A 21,063-nucleotide genomic window follows, 5' to 3' on the forward strand; every position below is an offset into this window, starting at 1 on the left:
CGCTGTTGTTCGTACATGGGTGCAGGCGTGCACGCGGGGCGGAGCGGAGCCGATCAGTCGAACCCGCCGCCGCCCGAGGGCAACGGCATCTTGATCACACGGTCGTCGTTGGGGCCGGGCTGACCGGCTGTCTTGTTCACCGTGCTGACCCAGATCAGCCCGTCCGGTCCGAGGGCGGCTCCACCGAGCTGGCCGTACCGGTCCTGGACGATGACGCCCGGGGCAGTGGTGACCGCTCCGGTGCTCGGGTCGGCGGCGAGCGCGGACATTGCTTTGGCCGTGCTCAACGACACCGCGACGACATCCTGCGCGGCCACGCAGCCGCCCACTCCGGGGCGCTCCGGCCACGTCCACACCGGGGAGGACACGGCACCGTCGGCGCTTACGCGCTGCAGGCGATCCTCGAGGGGTGTGCGGTCGGTGACCCAGACCGCCACACCGGGGTCGACGCACACCCCACCGGCGGTCCCGATGCCGGACAGGACGACCTGCGGGCGGGGCTGTGCGGGGGTCGGGGCGGGTGACAGTGCGGTGACTTTCAACAGCTTGCCGGCGAGTGAGGCGGGATCGGACGCGGCGGCCGGGTTGCCGGCGTTTCCGGTGAGCACCATGAGTTCGTCGCCGGAGAATTCGAGTGAACCGGCATTGCCGACATTTCCCCGCGGAATCCCGCCGAGCACTTCCTTGGCCGTATCGCCCGGTGCGACGCGCACCACCCGGTTGTCGGTGGGAGTCGAGATGTAGGCGTAGATCAAGTTGTCCTCGACGAAGCTCGGTGACAGGGCGATATCGAGGAGTCCACCGTCGGAACTGGCGTCGACGTCGATGTGCGCAATCTCTCTGGGCTGGCGGCCCTGTGCGACCTCGAGGATGCGTCCGGTGCGTCGTTCTGCGACCAGCGCGGTGGCTGCGTCGGGAAGGACGACGAGCCCGCCCGTGGTGTCGAGACAGGTGGCGATGACACTGGGGTCCGGATCTTGGCACGGTCCGAGCGGCCCGCTGGGCGGTGGGGGTGTGGTGGTGGACGGAGGCGGACTCTCGGGCTCTACCTCGGCACCCGACGCCTCGGAAGGTTCGGGGCTGAACGGTGAGGACGCCGAATCGTCGAACTTCGCACAGCCTGCCGCGAGCAACGCGGTGACGCACAGCACAGACACCATCCATATCGATCTGCCGGTCGCCCTGCGGCTCAGCCCACCCACCATCATGAGTGAAACGTTACGGAAGGGTGCGGCGTCACCGCCACGCCGCACCTGCTTCCCGGCGATGTTCCCCGCGCCGACCTACCCTGGACGGTGTGACTGACATGCGGAAAGATCCCAGCGAGTCGCCGGACCCCGGTGCCTCGGACCACGGCGCCTCACCGGACTACGGCAAGGTCTCCAGCCCGTACGACTCTCCGACGGAGCGTTTTCCGACGGCCACGCCGGCGCCGGGTTCCGGGGGACGCACGCTTCCGCACACCGACGACGAACTGGATTTCGGCGACGCGCGGGGCGCGGGTCTGCCGACCGAGCAGATCCCGGCCTACCGGGACTCGGGGTCGTTCGGATCGGATCAGCCGACGGAGGTTCTCGGCGGCACTTCCGCCGCAGCGGCCGCATCGCCCGGTACGACCGCGGTCGGGACGGCGGATGACGGTGACGTGAAAATCGGTCGCGGAACCCTGGACCTCGGGTTGCTCGCACTGCGCCTCGCAGTGGGCGGCACGGCTCTGGTGCACGGACTGCAGAAGTTGACGGGAATATGGAACGGCCCGGGTCTCGACGGGTTCGAGGAGATGCTGGCGAACTCCGGATTCCAGCAGGCGAAGCTCCTTGCGATCCTGGGTGCTGTCGGTGAGGTCGCCGGTGGGGCGCTGCTGATCCTCGGACTGGTGACGCCACTGGCCGCTGCTTCGGTTCTCGCGGTAATGATCAACGCGTGGGCGTTCCGCCAGACGGCGGAACCGGGCCTCGAGTACTTCGCGCCTGCGGGAACCGAGTACGAGACCCTGCTCGGTGTGTGCGCCGGGGTCATCATTCTCACCGGGCCCGGTCGTATCTCTCTCGACGGTCGCCGGGGTTGGGCGACCCGTCCGTTCATCGGCTCGTTCGTTGCGCTGATCCTGGGTGTCGCTGCCGGCGTCTGCACCTGGATCTTCCTCAACGGGGCCAACCCGCTCATCTGACTTCGCAGACGACTCCGCCGCACCTCCTCAGGGAAGTGCGGCGGAGTCGTGTCTCTCAGGTCAGTACTGTGCGAATCAGTTCTGGGCGAACTCGGGGAGCTTCTCCTCTTCCGGCGGCTCCGCCTCGGCGGCGAGACGCCGGCCCAGGACGGACTTGCGCCGGCCGTAGGCGAAGTAGATCAGCACACCGAGTGCCATCCACCCGACGAACCGGATCCACGTCTCCACCGAGAGATTGAGCATCAACCATCCGCAGGCGGCGACGGCGAGGATCGGAACCAGCGGAACGAGCGGGACGCGGAAACCGCGCGGCAGGTCGGGCCGCGTGCGGCGAAGAATGATCACACCGATGCAGACCAGCACGAACGCGAACAGCGTGCCGATGTTCACCATCTCTTCCAGCGTGCCCATGGGGAAGAACGCGGCGAGGAAAGCCACGACCGCCCCGACGATCAGGGTGATCCGAACTGGCGTCCCCTTGGTGCCCGTCTTGGCCAGCCCGCGCGGCATCAGTCCGTCCCGAGACATCGCGAAGAGCACTCGGGTCTGTCCGAGCATCATGACCATGACCACGGTGGTCAGGCCGGCGAGCCCGCCGAAGTTGATGGCCGTCTGCGCCCAGGTGATGCCGTGTGCCTCGAAAGCGGTGGCGAGAGTGGCACTGCTGTCACCGACCAGCGGACTCCCGGTCTTCAGATCGGTGTACTTGACCATGCCGGTGAGGACGAGGGTGACGGCGACGTAGAGGACGGTGACGATGGCGAGGGAGCCCAGGATGCCGCGGGGCAGAGCCTTCTGCGGGTTCTTGGTTTCCTCGGCGGTGGTGGCGACGACATCGAATCCGATGAAGGCGAAGAACACGAGGCTGGCCGCGGCGAGCAGGCCGTACCAGCCGTAACTGCTGCCGTCGGCGCCGGTGAGGAAGGAGAACAGGGTCTGGTGCACGCCCTGCGCAGTACTCGACGCACCCTCGGCGGGCGGAATGTAGGGCGCGTAGTTCTCCTTCTTGATGTAGAAGACGCCCACTGCGATGACGAGAAGAACGACGGCGATCTTGATGGCCGTGATGATCGCAGAGACGCGGGAGGAGACCTTGGTGCCGATGGCGAGCACGGCGGTGATGGCGCCGACGATGATCAGCGCACCCCAGTCGAAGTCGATCGGCCCGAGATGTGCTGTGGTGGCGCCGCTGAAGCCGAGCGCGTTGCCCAGATACAGGGACCAGCCTTTGCCCACCACGGCCGACGCGAGTGCGAATTCGAGGATAAGGTCCCAGCCGATGATCCAGGCGACGAATTCGCCGAAGGTGGCGTACGAGAAGGTGTATGCGCTTCCGGCCACCGGAACGGTGGACGCGAACTCGGCGTAACACAGCGCGGCGAGCCCGCACGCGATGGCGGCGAGTACGAACGCGAGCGAGATGGACGGCCCGGCGACGTTGCCTGCGGTGCGGGCCGTGAGCGTGAAGATGCCGGCACCGATCACGACAGCCACGCCGAAGACGGTGAGATCCTTGGCGGTCAATTCCCTCCGCAGCCGAGTGTCAGGCTCGTCGGTGTCCGCGATCGATTGCTCGACGGATTTCGTTCGCCATATGCCGACTCCTGGCATGTGTCGCTCCTAGGTTGTGTTCCCGGTGGCCTCGTGGGCCGGAGGATGGTGGCTGTGCGCCGATGTGATGTAGGTCTCATCGGCCAACTGAGGGAACCACTACTGAGCGCCATGTGCAAGGAGCGGGCCGGTAACTGATCAGAATGATCAGTGAAGGTCGGGCGAGCGGCTCGGGCTCTGAGCGAGTTGACTACCTCGTGATTGCGGTCACGTCACGGCGGACGGCCCTCGCTGATGCAGAAAGAAACCGGGCACCGCGGCGAAGGAATCTCCGCAGCGGTGCCCGGCATCGTGCACCCGAATGGATCGTCGGTCAGGGGACCTGGCGCACCGCTCCCTTGTCGGCGGAGGTCGCCAACGCCGCGTAGGCGCGCAGTGCGGTGGTGACCGTGCGCTCGCGGTTCACCGGCTGCCACGGACGCTCGGACGACTCCATCTTCGCCCGGCGCTCGGCGAGCACCTCGTCGTCGACGAGGAGCTTCAGCGTGCGGGTCGCGATGTCGATGAGGATCTGATCGCCGTCCTCCACGAGGCCGATGGCGCCGCCGCTGGCCGCCTCGGGGGAGATGTGGCCGATGGACAGTCCCGAGGAACCGCCGGAGAACCGGCCGTCGGTGATCAGCGCGCACTTCTTCCCGAGGCCGGAACCCTTGAGGAATGCCGTGGGGTGCAGCATCTCCTGCATTCCCGGCCCGCCGGCGGGACCCTCGTAGCGCACGACGAGGACCTCACCGGGCTGAATCTTCTTACCGAGGATCACCGACACCGCCTCTTCCTGCGACTCCACGACACGCGCGGGCCCCTGGAAGTGGAACAGGTCTTCGTCGATTCCCGCCGTCTTGATGACCGCGCCGTCGACGGCGATGTTGCCGCGGAGCACGGCCAGACCGCCCTCGACCGTGTGCTTGTGCTCGAAGTCGCGGATGCAGCCGTTCGCGGCGTCCGTGTCGAGTGACGACCAGCGGTTGTTCGTCGAGAACGGCTCGGTGGTGCGGACACCACCGGGTGCGGCATGGAAGAGTTCGACGGCCTCGTCGGAAGCCTTGCCCGACCGGATGTCCCACGTGTCGAGCCACTCGTCGAAGCTCTTGGTGTGCACGGTCGAGACGTCGCTTTCGAGCAGCCCGGCCCGGCGGAGTTCGCCGAGGATCGCGGGGATTCCACCCGCTCGGTGCACGTCTTCCATGTGATAGTCCGAGTTGGGTGAGACCTTGGACAGGCACGGCACCTTGCGGCTGATCTCGTCGATCTTGTCGAGATCGAAGTCGTACACCTCGCCCTCCTGGGCAGCAGCGAGGGTGTGCAGCACCGTGTTGGTGGAACCACCCATCGCGACATCGAGGGCCATCGCATTGCGGAACGCGGCGGGCGTCGCGATGTTGCGCGGGAGGACCGACTCGTCGTCGTCCTTGTAATAGCGCAGGGCTGCTTCGACGACGGTGGTGCCCGCGCGGGTGAAGAGCGCGCGCCGGGCCTCGTGGGTTGCCAGCGTGGAACCGTTGCCGGGCAACGCGAGTCCGAGTGCCTCCGTGAGGCAGTTCATCGAGTTGGCGGTGAACATGCCCGAACAGGACCCACAGGTCGGGCAGGCACTGCGCTCGACCTCGGCGAGCCCTTCGTCGTCGACCTCGTCGCTGGCGCTCGCCGAGATGGCGGTGATGAGGTCGGTCGGCGCCTGGGCCACACCGTTCACGACCACCGCCTTGCCGGCTTCCATGGGCCCACCCGAGACGAAGACCGTGGGAACGTTCAGCCGCAGTGCGGCATTGAGCATGCCCGGAGTGATCTTGTCGCAGTTCGAGATGCACACGAGTGCATCGGCGGTGTGGGCGTTGACCATGTACTCGACGGAGTCGGCGATGATTTCCCTGCTGGGGAGGGAGTAGAGCATGCCGCCGTGTCCCATGGCGATTCCGTCGTCGACGGCGATCGTGTGGAACTCGCGAGGTACCCCACCGGCAGCGCGCACGGCGTCGGCGACGATGTCGCCCACGTTCTTGAGATGGACGTGCCCGGGGACGAACTGGGTGTAGGAGTTCGCAATCGCGACGATCGGCTTACCGAAGTCGGAGTCGGTCATTCCGGTGGCACGCCACAGCGCGCGGGCGCCGGCGGCATTTCGTCCTGCGGTGGTGGTTCGGGACCTCAGCGGGGGCATGAGCGTATTCCTTAGTCAGCGTACGGAAGTACTGATCAACGCTACTCGCGCGTTATCCGCCGTCAGTGCGCGGCTGGTTCTTGTCCGGGTCTTCACCGTCGGAGGCCGGGTCGGGCGCCTGCTCCGCGTCCGCTGCGGCCGCCGCGTAGGGGTCGGGGATCCGCCCACCGCTCGCCGCGGCGAGCTGGGGAAGACGATCGAAGGTGACGACAGGGAGAGCCACCTCGCCGCCGTCGGTCAGCGTGGCGCGCGCCCAGCCGCGTTTCGGGAAGCGGAATCCGGTGATCTCCGACCACGAGAGGGCCCGCCCGCCGACCAGTCTTCGCACGTGAAGCCCCTCGGGTGTGACCGTGGTCCGAACCCGGGCGACCCACGCCGCGGCGAGGATCGGGGCCACGAGGAGCCACCCGAAGGCGGCCGGCCAGCCGAAGATGGGGAACGAGACGGCGAAGAGCAGGAAGGCGCATCCGATATAGGCGAGTGGCGAAATTCGGATGACCTGCTTGGGGATGTCGGTCGTGTGGGATGATGAGTCTGGTGGCACGGGCTGCTGCGGAGTTGACACCTCTACATCTTCGCACCGCAGCCGACGTATCTCACATTCTGGGACGGCCGACTCACCAAGTTGACTGTTCACCATTAGCGCGCCTACCGTCGAGCGCGTGAAACAGAATGAGTTGCTCGTAATCGGCCGGCGCGTCGTCGCCTGAGTCGATTTCTTCAACTCGCCAGAAACGACGCGCCACCCTCGTACAGCATTCGCTGACGGGGGTTTTTTGTTGCCCGGAGCCAGAATCAGAGGATTTCCCAGTGAGCGCACCAACCGCACGGCCTCAACCCACGCCGCGCAAGTCGGGGGCTGCCAGCCCTACGACCGCGGCCGCCGCGACGCAGACCGGTAGCCGCCGCCAACTCGCCCCCGAGCGGGTCAGCGGCGCCCAGTCCGTGGTCCGAGCCCTCGAGGAGCTCGAGGTCGACACGGTATTCGGTATTCCGGGTGGTGCGGTTCTGCCTGTCTACGACCCTCTCTTCGACTCGAAGAAGGTCCGGCACGTCCTCGTTCGTCATGAGCAGGGTGCAGGCCATGCCGCCACCGGGTACGCCCAGGCGACCGGCAAGGTCGGTGTCTGCATGGCGACGTCCGGCCCGGGTGCCACCAACCTGGTCACGCCACTGGCGGACGCTCAGATGGACTCCGTTCCTGTCGTGGCGATCACCGGCCAGGTGGGCCGCAGCCTGATCGGAACCGACGCCTTCCAGGAAGCCGACATCTCCGGCATCACGATGCCGATCACCAAGCACAACTTCCTCATCACCGACGGCGTCGACATCCCGCGGATCATCGCGGAAGCCTTTTATCTCGCGTCGAGTGGGCGCCCGGGTGCGGTACTCGTCGACATCCCGAAGGACGTCCTGCAGGCGCAGACGACGTTCTCGTGGCCGCCGGAGATGCGGTTGCCCGGCTACCGTCCCGTCACCAAGCCGCACGGCAAGCAGGTCCGTGAGGCAGCGCGCCTGATCGCCGACTCCAAGCAGCCGGTGCTGTATGTCGGTGGCGGTGTGATCAAGTCGGAGTCCTCACCCGAACTGCTCGAGCTCGCCGAGCTGACCGGTATCCCGGTTGTCACCACCCTCATGGCGCGCGGTGCGTTCCCGGACAGTCATACCCTGAACTGCGGCATGCCCGGCATGCACGGCACGGTCGCGGCCGTGGCCGCCTTGCAGCGCAGTGATCTGCTGATCACCCTGGGCGCGCGGTTCGACGACCGTGTCACCGGTCAGCTCGACTCGTTCGCGCCCGACGCCAAGGTCATCCACGCCGACATCGACCCGGCCGAGATCGGGAAGAACCGGTACGCGGACGTTCCGATCGTGGGCGACTGCAAAGAGGTCATCGTCGAGCTGATCGAGGCCATCAAGGCGGACCGGGCGACCGGGACGACTCTCGACCTCACCGAGTGGTGGGCGTATCTCGACGGGATCCGGCGGACGTACCCGCTCAGCTACGACCGCCCCTCGGACGGAGCGTTGTCTCCCGAGTTCGTCATCCAGGCGGTCGGCAAGCTCGCCGGTCCCGACGCGATCTACTGCGCCGGAGTCGGACAGCACCAGATGTGGGCTGCGCAGTTCGTCAACTACGAGAAGCCCCGTACGTGGCTCAACTCCGGTGGCCTCGGCACGATGGGCTACGCCGTGCCTGCCGCCATGGGCGCGAAGATGGGCAAGCCGGACACCGAGGTGTGGGCCATCGACGGCGACGGCTGCTTCCAGATGACCAATCAGGAACTTGCGACGTGCGCGCTCGAGGGCATCCCGATCAAGGTTGCGCTCATCAACAACGGCAACCTCGGCATGGTTCGCCAGTGGCAAACGCTCTTCTATGACGAGCGCTACTCCAACACCAACCTCGGTACGCACGGTGCGATCCGCATCCCCGACTTCGTCAAGCTCGCAGAAGCGTTGGGGTGTCACGGAATCCGGGTCGAGCGCGAGGAGGACGTCGAGGCGGCGATCCGTGAGGCGCAGTCCATCAACGACCGGCCGGTGGTGATCGACTTCATCGTCGGCGCCGACGCCCAGGTGTGGCCGATGGTCGCAGCGGGCACCAGCAACGACGAGATCATGGCGGCTCGGGGCATCCGGCCGCTGTTCGACGACGACGAGGCCGCGGCGGAGCCCGCAGTCATTCACGAGGCCATGGAACGCGAACAGCGTTCGGGCGCGGCCACAGCGGCCGGGAAGGAAGATCAGTGAGCACCAGCCACACCCTCAGTGTTCTCGTCGAGGACAAGCCGGGCGTGCTGGCCAGGGTGGCCGCGCTGTTCTCCCGTCGTGGATTCAACATCGAGTCGCTCGCCGTCGGCGGCACCGAGATCCCCGAGATCTCGCGTATGACCATCGTCGTGACCGTCGACGAGTTCCCGCTCGAGCAGGTGACGAAGCAGCTCAACAAGCTGATCAACGTCATCAAGATCGTCGAGCAGGACGGTGACGCCTCCGTCGCCCGCGAGTTGCTGCTCATCAAGGTGCGTGCCGACGCCAGCGTGCGCACTCAGGTGATCGAGACAGTGAATCTGTTCCGCGCCAAGGTGATCGACGTCTCCCCGGAGTCGGTCACGATCGAGGCGACAGGAACGCGATCCAAGCTGGATGCATTGTTGCGGATGCTCGATCCGTACGGCATCCGGGAGATCGTGCAGTCCGGGGTCGTGGCCGTGGGACGGGGGCCGAAGTCCATCACGGCCACTCGCTAGTACTTTAGATACGCAAATTCCAAGAAAGAGGTTGAACTGTGGCAGTCGAGATGTTCTACGACGACGATGCCGATCTGTCGATCATCCAGGGCCGTAAGGTCGCTGTGATCGGATACGGAAGCCAGGGCCACGCGCACTCGCTGAGCCTGCGCGATTCGGGCGTCGATGTCCGCATCGGTCTGAAGGAAGGCTCGAAGTCGCGCGCCAAGGCCGAGGAGCAGGGCCTGACGGTCGGCACGCCGGCCGAGGTGTCCGAGTGGGCCGACGTGATCATGGTGCTCGCACCCGACACCGCTCAGGCGTCGATCTTCACGAACGACATCGAGCCCAACCTGAAGGACGGCGACGCGCTGTTCTTCGGACACGGCCTCAACATTCACTTCGACCTGATCAAGGCCCCGGAGTTCGTCACGGTCGGCATGGTCGCCCCGAAGGGCCCCGGCCACCTGGTTCGCCGTCAGTTCGTCGACGGCAAGGGTGTTCCCGCGCTCATCGCGATCGACCAGGACCCCAAGGGTGAGGGCCAGGCGCTCGCGCTGTCCTACGCCAAGGCCATCGGCGGCACCCGCGCCGGCGTCATCAAGACCACGTTCAAGGAAGAGACCGAGACCGACCTCTTCGGCGAGCAGGCAGTGCTGTGCGGTGGCACCGAGGAACTGGTCAAGACCGGTTTCGAGGTCATGGTCGAGGCCGGCTACGCGCCCGAGATGGCGTACTTCGAGGTGCTGCACGAGCTCAAGCTCATCGTCGACCTCATGTACGAGGGCGGCATCGCCCGCATGAACTACTCGGTGTCCGACACCGCGGAGTTCGGCGGCTACCTCTCCGGCCCGCGCGTCATCGACGCCGGCACCAAGGAGCGCATGAAGGCGATCCTCGCCGACATCCAGTCCGGTGAGTTCACCCGCCGCCTCGTCGCGAATGTCGAGAACGGCAACACCGAGCTCGAGGGCCTGCGCAAGGCCAACGCCGAGCACCCGATCGAGGTCACCGGCAAGAAGCTGCGCGACCTGATGAGCTGGGTCGACCGGCCGATCACCGAAACCGCTTAGGTTTCATCGCTTTACCGTTGCGCGCACGACGCCGGCCCAATGTCACCTCGGTCTCGACAGAGCACCCGGGTGTGGCGTTGGGCCGGCGTCGTATCGGACCATCTGCGCTGTCGCGGGCGTCCACTATGTGGTATTGCCTACCGGGATGCGGATTCCCGGTGAGGGCGGACTAAGCTGTGTGTGGTTAAAACACCTCCACACCCACCTAATCAGGGAGTTTGCACGTGAGCCAGCCAGGCCGTCCTGTTGTTCTGATCGCCGACAAGCTCGCGCCGTCCACCGTCGAGGCATTGGGCGACGGTGTGGAGGTGCGTTGGGTCGATGGACCTGATCGCCCGGCCCTGCTCGCGGCGGTGCCCGAGGCCGACGCGATCCTCGTCCGCTCCGCCACCACCGTCGACGCCGAGGTGCTCGCCGCCGGTACCAAGCTCAAGATCGTCGCCCGCGCCGGTGTCGGGCTCGACAACGTCGACGTACCGGCCGCCACCGAGCGCGGTGTCATGGTGGTCAACGCGCCGACGTCCAACATTCACACCGCAGCCGAGCACGCTGTCGCGCTGATGCTCGCCGCGGCCCGCCAGATCCCCGCAGCCGATTCCACCCTGCGTGACCGTGAGTGGAAGCGCAGCAAGTTCAACGGTGTCGAAATCTTCGGCAAGACCGTCGGCGTCGTCGGGCTCGGCCGAATCGGTCAGCTCTTCGCTCAGCGTCTTGCGGCGTTCGAGACGCACGTCATCGCCTACGACCCCTATGTGTCCGCGGCCCGTGCCGCCCAGTTGGGCATCGAGCTGGTTTCGCTCGACGAGTTGCTGCAGCGCGCCGATCTGATCTCGGTCCACCTCCCCAAGACTCCGGAGACCAAGGGCCTGATCGGTACGGAGAACCTGGCCAAGACCAAGAAGGGTGTCGTCATCGTCAACGCCGCCCGCGGTGGCCTGATCGACGAGGCGGCGCTGGCCCAGGCCATCAAGTCGGGTCACGTGCGTGCTGCGGGCCTCGACGTGTTCGAGACCGAGCCCTGCACGGACAGCCCGTTGTTCGACCTTCCCGAGGTCGTCGTGACGCCGCACCTCGGCGCCTCCACGAGTGAGGCTCAGGACCGCGCCGGCACCGATGTCGCGAAGTCCGTATTGCTGGCTCTTGCAGGCGATTTCGTTCCCGACGCCGTCAACGTGTCCGGTGGCGCCGTGGGTGAGGAAGTCGCCCCGTGGCTCGAAATCGTTCGCAAGCAGGGTGTGCTCCTCGGGGCGCTGTCGGGCGAGGTCCCCGTCAATCTGTCCGTCGATGTGCGCGGCGAGCTCGCCTCCGAGGACGTCGAGGTGCTGGCACTGTCGGCTCTGCGTGGCGTGTTCTCGGCGGTGATCGAGGACGCCGTGACGTTCGTCAACGCGCCTGCGCTCGCGGAAGAGCGTGGCGTGACGGCCGAGGTCACCAAGGCCGCCGAGAGCCCCAACCACCGTAGCGTCGTCGACCTTCGCGGCGTCTTCGGTGACGGCAGCGTCATCAGCGTGTCGGGTACCCTGACCGGTCCTCAGCAGGTCGAGAAGATCGTCAACATCAACGGACGCAACTTCGAACTGCGCGCCGAAGGCCTGAACCTGGTGATCAACTACACCGATCAGCCGGGTGCGCTCGGCAAGATCGGCACCCAGCTGGGCAACGCCGGCATCGATATCCAGGCCGCACAGCTCAGCCAGGACGCCGAGGGTGAGGGTGCCACCATTCTCCTGCGGGTCGACCGGGAGGTTCCTGCCGACGTGCGTGACGCGATCTCCACCGCAGTGGGCGCCACCAAGATCGAACTCGTCGACCTGGCCTGAAATCCTTTCGTGCGCGTGTTCCGGCACCTCGTGCCGGAACACGCGCACAGTTCTCTGATGAAGTGAGGCGTTCATGAAGCTTGCGGTCATTCCCGGTGACGGAATCGGTGTCGAGGTCACTGCCGAGGCGCTGAAGGTGCTGCGGAAGCTCGTACCCGACCTGGAAACCACCGAGTACGACCTCGGCGCCCGTCGATACAACGCCACCGGTGAACTCCTGCCGGACGCTGATCTGGCGGCGATCCGCACCCACGACGCGATCCTGCTGGGTGCCATCGGCGACCCGTCCGTGACACCGGGCATCCTCGAGCGAGGACTCCTGCTCACCATGCGGTTCGCGCTCGACCACCACGTGAATCTTCGTCCCTCCCAGCTCTATCCGGGAACGAAGTCGCCGCTCGCGGCGCAACCGGACATCGACTTCGTGGTCGTGCGCGAGGGGACCGAGGGTCCGTACACGGGTAACGGTGGCGCAATCCGAGTCGGTACTCCCCACGAGATTGCCACCGAGGTGTCGGTCAATACGTGGTTCGGCGCGGAGCGAGTGGTGCGCTATGCCTTCGAGCTCGCGCAGACTCGACGCAAACACGTCACCCTGATCCACAAGACGAACGTGCTCTCGAATGCCGGTGCAATCTGGACCCGTGCGGTCGAGACTGTCTCGGCCGAGTACCCGGACGTCGAGACGGCGTACTGCCACATCGACGCGGCCACCATTTACATGGTGACCGATCCGTCGCGCTTCGATGTCATCGTCACCGACAACCTGTTCGGTGACATCATCACCGATCTCGCGGGTGCGGTGACCGGGGGTATCGGTCTGGCGGCGTCGGGCAACATCGATGCGTCCGGCACCAATCCCTCGATGTTCGAACCGGTTCACGGTAGTGCCCCGGACATCGCCGGTCGTGGCATCGCCGATCCCACGGCGGCCATCTTGTCTGCGGCCCTGCTGCTGCGCCACCTCGGGCGTGACGAGGATGCCGTCCGTATCGAGACCGCTGTCGAAGCGGATCTGGCTTCGCGGGGTGACGCTGCGGTCGTGACCGCAGAGGTGGGCGACCGGATTGCCGCAGCGCTCTAGAAACGCGGTTGGTCTCTAATCTTTTCCGGTCCCCCTGGCCGGGTCTGCGGACCCGGCCAGGGGGATCATCGGTATGGAAATCACCGGAAAGGCCGCCGCGATAGCGAAGGTCAGTGGGAAGCCGAGTATTCCGATCAGCGCCCCGAAGGTGGGCGGGACCAGTGACGCAGCGACGAATTGTCCCGTGTTCTGGACTCCGAGTGCGCGTCCGCCCCAGAACGGACCGGCGATCTCGGCGACGGCCGTGAACGCGAGGCCGTTGGGAGCTACGGTGGCAACGGAAGCGGCGACGAGCGCCGGTATCGCCAGTAGGGACGGGGCCGAATCCGACAGGGCCAGCGCCGCCATCGACAGTCCACCGGCGGCGGCCACCCAGCGAAGTGGCTTCAATCGGCTACCGACGGCGTCCGACCAGACGCCGACTGCCATCCGTCCGAGTGCGCCGAGAACCTGAGCGACGGTCACCAGTAGGCCTGCAGCGGTTGCCTCCCAATGCCTTTCGGAGATGAGCCAGACGAGGGCGTAGGTCCATACCGTGTATTGCGGGACGACGAGTAGAACCGATACGGCGTGAATTCGCCACAGGGTACTGCTGTTCCGGTACGGATTAGCCAGCATCTCGAGACCCGCGGCCGACGTGCGACTCGGTCGTGGCGGGTCGACGACTCCGATTGCGCAGGCGAGTGCTGCGGCCGCGCACAGGGCGGTCGGCAAGGCCAGGGCCCAGCCGATCCCGTGTTCGTGTGCGAGGGAGGGCATGGTGAGCGCAGCACACGCGATCCCGAGGGGGAGGGACATCTGCCTGATTCCCATGGCGAGACCCCGGCGTTCGGGTGGGAACCAGCCGACCACGACTCGTCCACTCGCCGCGTTCGCGGAGGCTGCGGCCATACCGCCGAGGACGAGGAACACGCCCGTGGCGGAGAGTGATCCGGACGAGGCGGCTCCGAGTCCGGCGGCCGCGGTCACCGCCATTCCGATGGCGAGCACGGTGCGTTCGCCGTACCGGTCGGCGAGCGCGCCCCACGCAATCAACGTCAGCATCACGCCGACGGTGGGCGCGGCGACGAGAAGTCCGGTGCGGGCCAAACTCAGGCCGTGGCTCGCCTGTAGTTCCGGGATGAGGAAGGCCACGCCATTGACGAAGACAGCCTGCGCCGCCTGCGCAAACATCCCGAGTGCGAGCATCCACCACTTGCGCGCCGATCCGACGGCGGTGGCCTCGACGTTCGTTGTAGTCATGTCAATCTCAGTATCTAGGATGAAGGTCCCATATATTGGCGAATGGTCGGAGTCTATACCCTCCCGGGTGGGAATGCCGGAGGCCGCCCGCCGCCGGGCGATAGACTCTCGGGCATGCGTCTTGGTCGAGTGGCAAGTCCCGATGGTGTTGCGTTTGTGAGTATCGAGGGGGAGGACGGTTCCCTGACTGCCCGGGAAATCGCCGAGCACCCTTTTGGCACTCCTACTTTCACCGGTCGGAGCTGGCCACTGGACGACGTTCGCCTGCTCGCCCCCATACTCGCCAGCAAAGTGATCTGTGTCGGCAAGAACTATGCCGCCCACGCCGCGGAGATGGGTGGGGAAGCGCCTGCGGACCCGGTGATCTTCCTCAAGCCCAATACGTCGATCGTGGGCCCGGACGCGGCGATCGTCCTGCCGAAATCCTCGAACGAGGTTCATTACGAGGGGGAGTTGGCCGTGGTGATCGGCCGGCCGTGCAAGGACGTCCCAGCGGCCAAGGCTCTCGACGTCGTTCTCGGCTACACGGCCGCCAACGACGTGTCGGCGCGTGATCATCAGCGCCAGGACGTTCAGTGGACTCGAGCGAAGAGCCACGACACCTTCTGCCCCCTCGGGCCCTGGATCGAAACGCAGCTCGATGCGTCGGACGTCGACATCACGACCGAGGTGGACGGAGAGGTGAAGCAGAGCAGCAACACTTCGCTTCTGCTCCATGACATTCCGAAGATCATCGAATGGGTGTCCGCGGTCATGACTCTCCTCCCGGGCGACGTCATCCTCACTGGCACGCCGGAAGGCGTCGGGCCGATCGTCGAGGGTCAGAGTGTCAGCGTGACCATCGGTGGTATCGGGACACTCACCAACCCCGTGACCGCAAAGCGCTGACGGCTCTCGTGTCGACCTGGGGGGCGGACTAGCCTGTAGAGGTCCGTTTTCCCAGCGCCGACCCAAGTGAGCCATGACCACAAGCGAAGTTCGCGTCCGTTTCTGCCCGTCGCCCACCGGAACCCCGCACGTGGGGCTCGTCCGTACCGCCCTGTTCAACTGGGCCTTCGCCCGCCACAACGGCGGGTCGTTCGTGTTCCGTATCGAGGACACCGATGCTGCCCGTGACAGTGAGGAGTCGTACCAGGCGATCCTGGATGCGCTGCGCTGGCTCGGCTTGGATTGGGACGAGGGCCCGGAGATCGGTGGGCCCTACGAGCCCTACCGGCAGTCCCAGCGACGCGAACTCCACCTGGACGTGGTCGGGAAGCTTCTGGCGGCGGGTGAAGCCTACGAGTCGTTCTCCACGCCGGAAGAGGTCGAGGAGCGGCACAAGGCCGCCGGCCGCGATCCCAAGCTGGGGTATGACAACTTCGACCGAGATCTCACCCCGGAGCAGCGCCAGGCCTATCTGGACGAGGGGCGCAAGCCCGTCGTCCGGTTGCGTATGCCCGAGCACGACCTCGGCTGGGTCGACCTCGTCCGCGGTGACACCACGTTCAAGGCCGGTACGGTGCCCGACTTCGCGCTCACCCGTGGAAACGGCATTCCTCTGTATACCCTGGTCAATCCGGTCGACGACGCCCTGATGAAGATCACCCACGTGCTGCGCGGCGAGGATCTCCTCTCGTCGACGCCCCGGCAGCTGGCCCTCTACGAGGCTATGCAGCGCATCGGTGTGGCGGATTTCACGCCGCAGTTCGGCCACCTCCCGTTCGTCATGGGGCAGGGCAACAAGAAGCTGTCCAAGCGGGATCCCGAGTCGAATCTGTTCATTCACCGCGACCGCGGCTTCGTGCCCGAGGGTCTGCTGAACTACCTCGCCCTCCTCGGCTGGGGCATTTCCGACGATCACGACGTGTTCTCGCTGGACGAGATGGTCGCAGCCTTCGACATCACGAAGGTCAACTCCAATCCCGCGCGCTTCGACCAGAAGAAGGCCGACGCCATCAACGCCGAGCACATCCGGCTCCTCGAGCCCGCCGATTTCGCGGCGCGGTTGCGCGCCTTCCTCACCGTGCACGGACATCTGGGGGAGACGGTCGACGAGGCGGTGTTCGCGACGGCAGCAGAACTCGTCCAAACGCGGATCGTGGTGCTGTCCGACGCCTGGGGACTGCTGAAATTCTTGTTCGTGGACGAGGACGATTTCACCATCGATCCCGCCGCCGCAGCCAAAAACCTGGGTGCCGATGCCGCGCCCGTCCTCGACGCCGCCCTGGCTTCGTTGGAAGCCGTCGCGGTGTGGAATGCAGCGGCGCTGGAGGAGGCCCTGAAGGCGTCGCTCGTCGACGGACTGGGTCTCAAGCCGCGGAAGGCGTTCGCCCCCGTCCGAGTCGGCATCACCGGCTCGCACATCAGCCCGCCCCTCTACGAGTCGATGGAACTGCTCGGGCGCGACGTGTCACTGTCCCGGTTGCGTTCAGCTCGCGCGAGTATCGCCGAGTGAGAGTGGCCGACGGCCGAAGGATGAGAGAGACCGCCCTTGACCAGGCGATTTGGTAAATCCCGCCACTAGGCTGGTAATCTCTTCTTCGGCCCGAGCGGCCCGCGGAGCCCTCCGGCTCAGCGGTCCGAACAGGCCATTGGGGTATGGTGTAATTGGCAACACAGCGGTTTCTGGTACCGCCATTCTAGGTTCGAGTCCTGGTACCCCAGCGGAAGTTCGGCCGATTTTGTTACCGAACTTCAGCAAGTTATGCTTGCTGAGCTTCCAGAGCAACACCAGGTTCGTGCAACACCAGTGAGTGCAATACCAAGTTCTTGGCCCCGTCGTCTAGCGGCCTAGGACGCCGCCCTCTCAAGGCGGTAGCGCGGGTTCGAATCCCGTCGGGGCTACACAAGAAACACCCTCCACTTCGGTGGAGGGTGTTTCTCTTTCTGTCAGTGTGCTCGCTTATCCACTCTTGCGGCGGAATTCGCGTTTGTGATCGGCCGGGCCGTGCACGTGATGCACTTTGGAATTGCCGTCCTTGTGCTGAGTGGACATTCCGGCCTGATGATTCTTCCGTTCGAGTGCCTCACGGAATTTCTTTCGCATTTCTTCGTTACTCGCTTCGGCCACGGCGAACTCCCTCGGTAGATGGTTCACTGTGTGAAGTTACGCCGGTGGAATGGAGAATGCCCCTCATTTTTCCCGGGGCGCGCGGCAGTGGCAGAAGAATCAGCCGTCGCGCGTCACTGTCGGCGAGCGGGCTGTGTCAGGTAGGCGGCGGTGGTCCCGGCGACGGGCATGGCCGGGAGACCGAGCTTTGCGTGGTCCCAGCTCCGGACACGGTCGGGAACCACCCGAACAGCGATCCGCTTGTGCATCATCTGGTCGACCGCGGGCCGGAGTTCGTCGGAGTAGGGCCCCGTGTACCGCTCCCAGACGCTGACGCCGACGGCAAACAGCGCGTCCGGATCGTCGACGACCTCGGCCCGTCCGTCGATCGACACACCCCGCAGGGTGTCGTAGGTGTCACCGTCCTCGATGAGGATCGTGACACGGTCGTCTCGGCGCAGATTGACGGCCTTCTGCGACTTCGCCTTGGTCTCGAACCAGATCTCGCCGTCGATCACGGCGTACCACATGGCCACGAGGTGCGGGCGGCCGTCCGCACCCACCGTTGCGAGAGTCGCGACCCTGCTGTGGTCGACGAATTCGGTGATCTCCGAATCCGTCATCGTGATCTGTGCTCGCTGATTGCTGCCCATCAAGTCTCTCCTGTCGCGGTACGGATGAGACCGAGCATATTCACAGTCGCTTGTGCAACGCTTCCGCAGCGGCGAGGAGATCAGCCGCCCACCGGGCACCGGGCCGTCTACCCATTCTGTCGATGGGCCCCGACACCGAAATGGCGGCGATGACAGAACCGTTCCCGTCGCGAACGGGCGCGGCGACGCTGGCGACGCCCGGTTCGCGTTCGGCGGCACTTTGCGCCCAGCCTCGCCGACGGACTTCCAGGAGGACGCGTTCGCCGAACGCGGCGTCGGGAAGAACGGCGCGCTGAGTCTGGGGATCCGCCCACGCGAGTAACACCTTGGCGCCCGAGCCCGCGCTCATCGGAAGCCGGGCACCGACGAGGACGGTGTCGCGCAGACCGGTCGGCGGTTCCATGGCCGCCACACAGATGCGCTGGGTGCCTTCCCGGCGGTACAACTGCACGCTCTCCCCGGTGATCTCGCGCAGGCGCGGAAGCACGAGCGCTGCTGCCGACACGAGCGGATCATTGGCTGTGGCAGCGAGTTCGGCCAGGCCGGGACCGGGGCACCAGAGTCCGTCCGTGTCCCGGGTGAGGAGGCGGTGCACTTCGAGACCTACGGCCAGCCGGTGTGCGGTGGCGCGGGGTAGTCCGGTGCGCGAGCACAGTTCGGTGAGGCTGCAGGGCTTCTCGGCCACGGCATGTAGCACGCCTACCGCTTTGTCCAGCACTCCGATGCCGCTATGCTGTCTCATAGGTCGATACCAGTTTCTCGCATGGTGGGATCATAGCGCACCTACGGCTTCCGTCGAGTGCGTGCCCGGGATGAGACTGACGACATCAAGCGCACCGCGGACCGGCCCGAAGCCCGCTGTGCGAAGTGACACACAGAGGTGGAGAAGATGGCGGAGAAAGCACGCACCCTGGCAGAGAAGGTGTGGGACGACCATGTCGTTGTTCGGGGTGAGGGGAACAATCCCGATCTCATCTACATCGACCTGCATCTCGTTCACGAAGTGACGAGCCCGCAGGCGTTCGACGGATTGCGGCTCGCCGGCAGGCCCCTGCGCCGGCCGGATCTCACGATCGCCACCGAGGATCACAACGTTCCCACCGTGGACATCGACAAGCCGATCGCAGACCCCATCTCCCGGACTCAGGTCGACACGCTCCGGCGGAACTGCGAGGAGTTCGGTGTCCGTCTTCATCCGATGGGAAACATCGATCAGGGCATCGTGCACGTGGTCGGCCCTCAGCTGGGTCTGACACAGCCGGGCATGACGGTGGTGTGCGGTGACAGCCACACCTCCACGCACGGTGCCTTCGGCGCACTCGCCATGGGAATCGGCACGAGCGAGGTCGAGCACGTCATGGCGACCCAGACGCTGTCGCTGCGGCCCTTCAAGACGATGGCCGTCACCGTCGACGGCGAATTGCCCGACGGTGTCACGAGTAAAGACCTCATTCTCGCCGTCATCGCGCAGATCGGAACCGGCGGCGGTCAGGGCTACGTTCTGGAATATCGCGGTGAGGCGATCCGGAAGCTGTCCATGGAAGCGCGGATGACCATCTGCAACATGTCGATCGAGGCGGGTGCCCGCGCCGGGATGATCGCACCCGACGAGACCACCTATGAATTCATCAAGGGTCGTCCCCATGCTCCCCAGGGTGCCGACTGGGACGCCGCAGTGGCGGCGTGGGAACAGCTGAAGACTGACGAGGGCGCCGTTTTCGACAACGAGGTCCATATCGACGCGAGCACATTGACGCCGTTCGTGACGTGGGGCACCAACCCCGGTCAGGGTCTGCCGCTCGGTGAGGCCGTTCCCGATCCGGCAAATATCGCCGACGAGAGTGAACGGCAGGCGGCCGAGAAAGCGTTGACCTACATGGGACTCGAAGCCGGGACCCCGTTGCGTGAGGTTGCGATCGACACCGTCTTCGTCGGCTCGTGCACCAACGGCCGGATCGAGGATCTTCGTGCCGTTGCCGAGGTTCTGCGTGGCCGCCACGTTGCGGAAGGCGTCCGGATGCTCGTTGTGCCCGGCTCGATGCGGGTTCGCGCGCAGGCGGAAAAGGAAGGACTCGGTGAGATCTTCACCGCTGCGGGTGCCGAGTGGCGTCAGGCCGGGTGCTCGATGTGCCTCGGAATGAACCCGGATCAGCTGGCGCCGGGGGAACGTTCGGCCTCCACGTCCAACCGAAACTTCGAGGGACGTCAAGGCAAGGGAGGTCGGACGCATCTCGTCTCGCCGCTCGTGGCCGCCGCGACCGCGGTCCGGGGAACGTTGTCCGCTCCGGCAGATCTGGCCTAGGACTCAAGGAATTTAGGAGATTTTTCGATGGAATCCTTTAGCACACACAAAGGTATCGGCGTTCCGCTGCGGCGATCCAACGTGGACACGGACCAGATCATTCCGGCCGTCTATCTGAAGCGAGTGACGCGCACAGGTTTCGAGGACGGCCTCTTCGCCGCGTGGCGGGGCGACCCCTCCTTCGTTCTCAACGTCGCACCGTACGACAAGGGCAGCGTTCTGGTCGCTGGTCCCGACTTCGGCACGGGGTCGTCCCGGGAGCACGCGGTGTGGGCGCTATCCGACTACGGCTTTCGGGTCGTGATCGCGTCGCGGTTCGCCGACATCTTCCGTGGGAACGCCGGCAAGGCCGGTCTGCTGGCCGCTCAGGTGGCCCAGTCGGACGTGGAACTGCTCTGGAAGTTGCTCGACGAGCAGCCGGGTCTCGAATTGACTGTCGATCTCGAAAACAAGACGGTCACGGCCGGAACCACTGTGGTGCCCTTTGAGATTGATGACTACACCCGTTGGCGTCTGATCGAGGGTCTGGATGACATCGGATTGACATTACGGCAGGTAGAGGCCATTTCTGAGTTCGAAAAGTCAAGGCCTTCTTGGAAACCAACGACGCTTCCGGAGCCTGTTTCGACCGACTGACAGAGCGAATCCGAGTCTCTCCGCCAGATAACAATTCCCTGAGAATGGTG

Annotated in this window: 18 protein-coding genes and 2 tRNA genes; 12 read left to right on the forward strand and 8 right to left on the reverse strand. The window is 65.6% G+C overall.

Annotation, left to right across the window (positions count from 1 at the left end; translation table 11 throughout):
• Nucleotides 1-53: 53 nt before the first annotated feature.
• Entirely contained in the window at nucleotides 54-1,208 is a 1,155-nt protein-coding gene (locus GFS60_RS27460) for a PQQ-dependent sugar dehydrogenase (protein ID WP_159926087.1), read from the reverse strand.
• 98 nt (nucleotides 1,209-1,306) lie between these two features.
• Here GFS60_RS27460 and GFS60_RS27465 point away from each other — a divergent pair, with 98 nt between their 5' ends.
• On the forward strand, nucleotides 1,307-2,170 hold the full coding sequence (locus tag GFS60_RS27465; protein ID WP_159927592.1) for a DoxX family protein: 864 nt from the start codon (nucleotides 1,307-1,309) through the stop codon (nucleotides 2,168-2,170).
• A gap of 75 nt (nucleotides 2,171-2,245) precedes the next feature.
• On the opposite strand, the gene GFS60_RS27470 is transcribed toward GFS60_RS27465, so the two are convergent.
• The 3 genes from GFS60_RS27470 to GFS60_RS27480 form a co-directional block, all read right to left on the reverse strand.
• Entirely contained in the window at nucleotides 2,246-3,781 is a 1,536-nt protein-coding gene (locus tag GFS60_RS27470; RefSeq protein WP_109331044.1) for an amino acid permease, read from the reverse strand.
• 313 nt (nucleotides 3,782-4,094) lie between these two features.
• Nucleotides 4,095-5,939, reverse strand: coding sequence for a dihydroxy-acid dehydratase (gene ilvD / locus GFS60_RS27475; RefSeq protein ID WP_159926089.1), 1,845 nt, complete (start codon nucleotides 5,937-5,939; stop codon nucleotides 4,095-4,097).
• 52 nt (nucleotides 5,940-5,991) lie between these two features.
• The gene (locus GFS60_RS27480; RefSeq protein WP_159927594.1) at nucleotides 5,992-6,483 is read right to left on the reverse strand and encodes a PH domain-containing protein; all 492 of its coding nucleotides are present in this window, start codon (nucleotides 6,481-6,483) and stop codon (nucleotides 5,992-5,994) included.
• A gap of 266 nt (nucleotides 6,484-6,749) precedes the next feature.
• On the opposite strand from GFS60_RS27480, the gene GFS60_RS27485 reads away from it, so the two are divergent.
• From GFS60_RS27485 to GFS60_RS27505, 5 genes are all read left to right on the forward strand, one after another.
• Entirely contained in the window at nucleotides 6,750-8,693 is a 1,944-nt protein-coding gene (locus tag GFS60_RS27485; protein WP_109331038.1) for an acetolactate synthase large subunit, read from the forward strand.
• Nucleotides 8,690-9,193 (forward strand): acetolactate synthase small subunit, encoded by a 504-nt coding sequence (gene ilvN, locus GFS60_RS27490; RefSeq protein WP_109331036.1) that lies wholly within the window; start codon nucleotides 8,690-8,692, stop codon nucleotides 9,191-9,193. Before GFS60_RS27485 ends, ilvN begins: the two co-directional genes overlap by 4 nt.
• Nucleotides 9,194-9,243: 50 nt before the next feature.
• Nucleotides 9,244-10,245, forward strand: a complete 1,002-nt coding sequence (gene ilvC, locus GFS60_RS27495; protein WP_172652251.1) for a ketol-acid reductoisomerase — start codon at nucleotides 9,244-9,246, stop codon at nucleotides 10,243-10,245.
• Between the two features lie 224 nt (nucleotides 10,246-10,469).
• A complete protein-coding gene (gene serA / locus GFS60_RS27500; RefSeq protein ID WP_159926091.1) occupies nucleotides 10,470-12,065 on the forward strand; it encodes a phosphoglycerate dehydrogenase in 1,596 nt (531 codons plus the stop codon).
• 73 nt (nucleotides 12,066-12,138) lie between these two features.
• Nucleotides 12,139-13,149, forward strand: a complete 1,011-nt coding sequence (locus GFS60_RS27505; RefSeq protein ID WP_159926092.1) for a 3-isopropylmalate dehydrogenase — start codon at nucleotides 12,139-12,141, stop codon at nucleotides 13,147-13,149.
• Between the two features lie 15 nt (nucleotides 13,150-13,164).
• Here the strand turns inward: GFS60_RS27505 and GFS60_RS27510 are convergent, their stop codons facing one another.
• Nucleotides 13,165-14,391, reverse strand: a complete 1,227-nt coding sequence (locus GFS60_RS27510) for an MFS transporter (protein WP_159926093.1) — start codon at nucleotides 14,389-14,391, stop codon at nucleotides 13,165-13,167.
• Nucleotides 14,392-14,505: 114 nt separating this feature from the next.
• Between GFS60_RS27510 and GFS60_RS27515 the strand changes: the two genes are divergently transcribed.
• From GFS60_RS27515 to GFS60_RS27530, 4 genes are all read left to right on the forward strand, one after another.
• Nucleotides 14,506-15,279, forward strand: a complete 774-nt coding sequence (locus GFS60_RS27515; RefSeq protein ID WP_109331029.1) for a fumarylacetoacetate hydrolase family protein — start codon at nucleotides 14,506-14,508, stop codon at nucleotides 15,277-15,279.
• 73 nt (nucleotides 15,280-15,352) lie between these two features.
• Nucleotides 15,353-16,828 (forward strand): glutamate--tRNA ligase, encoded by a 1,476-nt coding sequence (gltX, locus tag GFS60_RS27520; protein ID WP_159926094.1) that lies wholly within the window; start codon nucleotides 15,353-15,355, stop codon nucleotides 16,826-16,828.
• Between the two features lie 137 nt (nucleotides 16,829-16,965).
• Nucleotides 16,966-17,037 (forward strand) — tRNA-Gln (locus tag GFS60_RS27525).
• A gap of 107 nt (nucleotides 17,038-17,144) precedes the next feature.
• Nucleotides 17,145-17,217 (forward strand) — tRNA-Glu (locus GFS60_RS27530).
• A gap of 58 nt (nucleotides 17,218-17,275) precedes the next feature.
• On the opposite strand, the gene GFS60_RS27535 is transcribed toward GFS60_RS27530, so the two are convergent.
• From GFS60_RS27535 to GFS60_RS27545, 3 genes are all read right to left on the reverse strand, one after another.
• Nucleotides 17,276-17,443 (reverse strand): DUF5302 domain-containing protein, encoded by a 168-nt coding sequence (locus tag GFS60_RS27535; protein ID WP_159926095.1) that lies wholly within the window; start codon nucleotides 17,441-17,443, stop codon nucleotides 17,276-17,278.
• Between the two features lie 113 nt (nucleotides 17,444-17,556).
• A complete protein-coding gene (locus tag GFS60_RS27540; protein ID WP_109335188.1) occupies nucleotides 17,557-18,075 on the reverse strand; it encodes a pyridoxamine 5'-phosphate oxidase family protein in 519 nt (172 codons plus the stop codon).
• Nucleotides 18,076-18,115: 40 nt separating this feature from the next.
• Nucleotides 18,116-18,817, reverse strand: a complete 702-nt coding sequence (locus GFS60_RS27545) for an IclR family transcriptional regulator (protein ID WP_109331025.1) — start codon at nucleotides 18,815-18,817, stop codon at nucleotides 18,116-18,118.
• 138 nt (nucleotides 18,818-18,955) lie between these two features.
• Between GFS60_RS27545 and leuC the strand changes: the two genes are divergently transcribed.
• Both leuC and leuD read left to right on the forward strand, forming a co-directional pair.
• Nucleotides 18,956-20,377 (forward strand): 3-isopropylmalate dehydratase large subunit, encoded by a 1,422-nt coding sequence (gene leuC, locus GFS60_RS27550; RefSeq protein ID WP_109331023.1) that lies wholly within the window; start codon nucleotides 18,956-18,958, stop codon nucleotides 20,375-20,377.
• A 27-nt stretch (nucleotides 20,378-20,404) separates the two neighbouring features.
• Nucleotides 20,405-21,013, forward strand: a complete 609-nt coding sequence (gene leuD, locus GFS60_RS27555) for a 3-isopropylmalate dehydratase small subunit (RefSeq protein ID WP_109331021.1) — start codon at nucleotides 20,405-20,407, stop codon at nucleotides 21,011-21,013.
• Nucleotides 21,014-21,063: the final 50 nt, after the last annotated feature.

The organism is Rhodococcus sp. WAY2 (assembly GCF_009859915.1).
In the GTDB taxonomy this organism is placed as follows: domain Bacteria; phylum Actinomycetota; class Actinomycetes; order Mycobacteriales; family Mycobacteriaceae; genus Rhodococcus_F; species Rhodococcus_F oxybenzonivorans.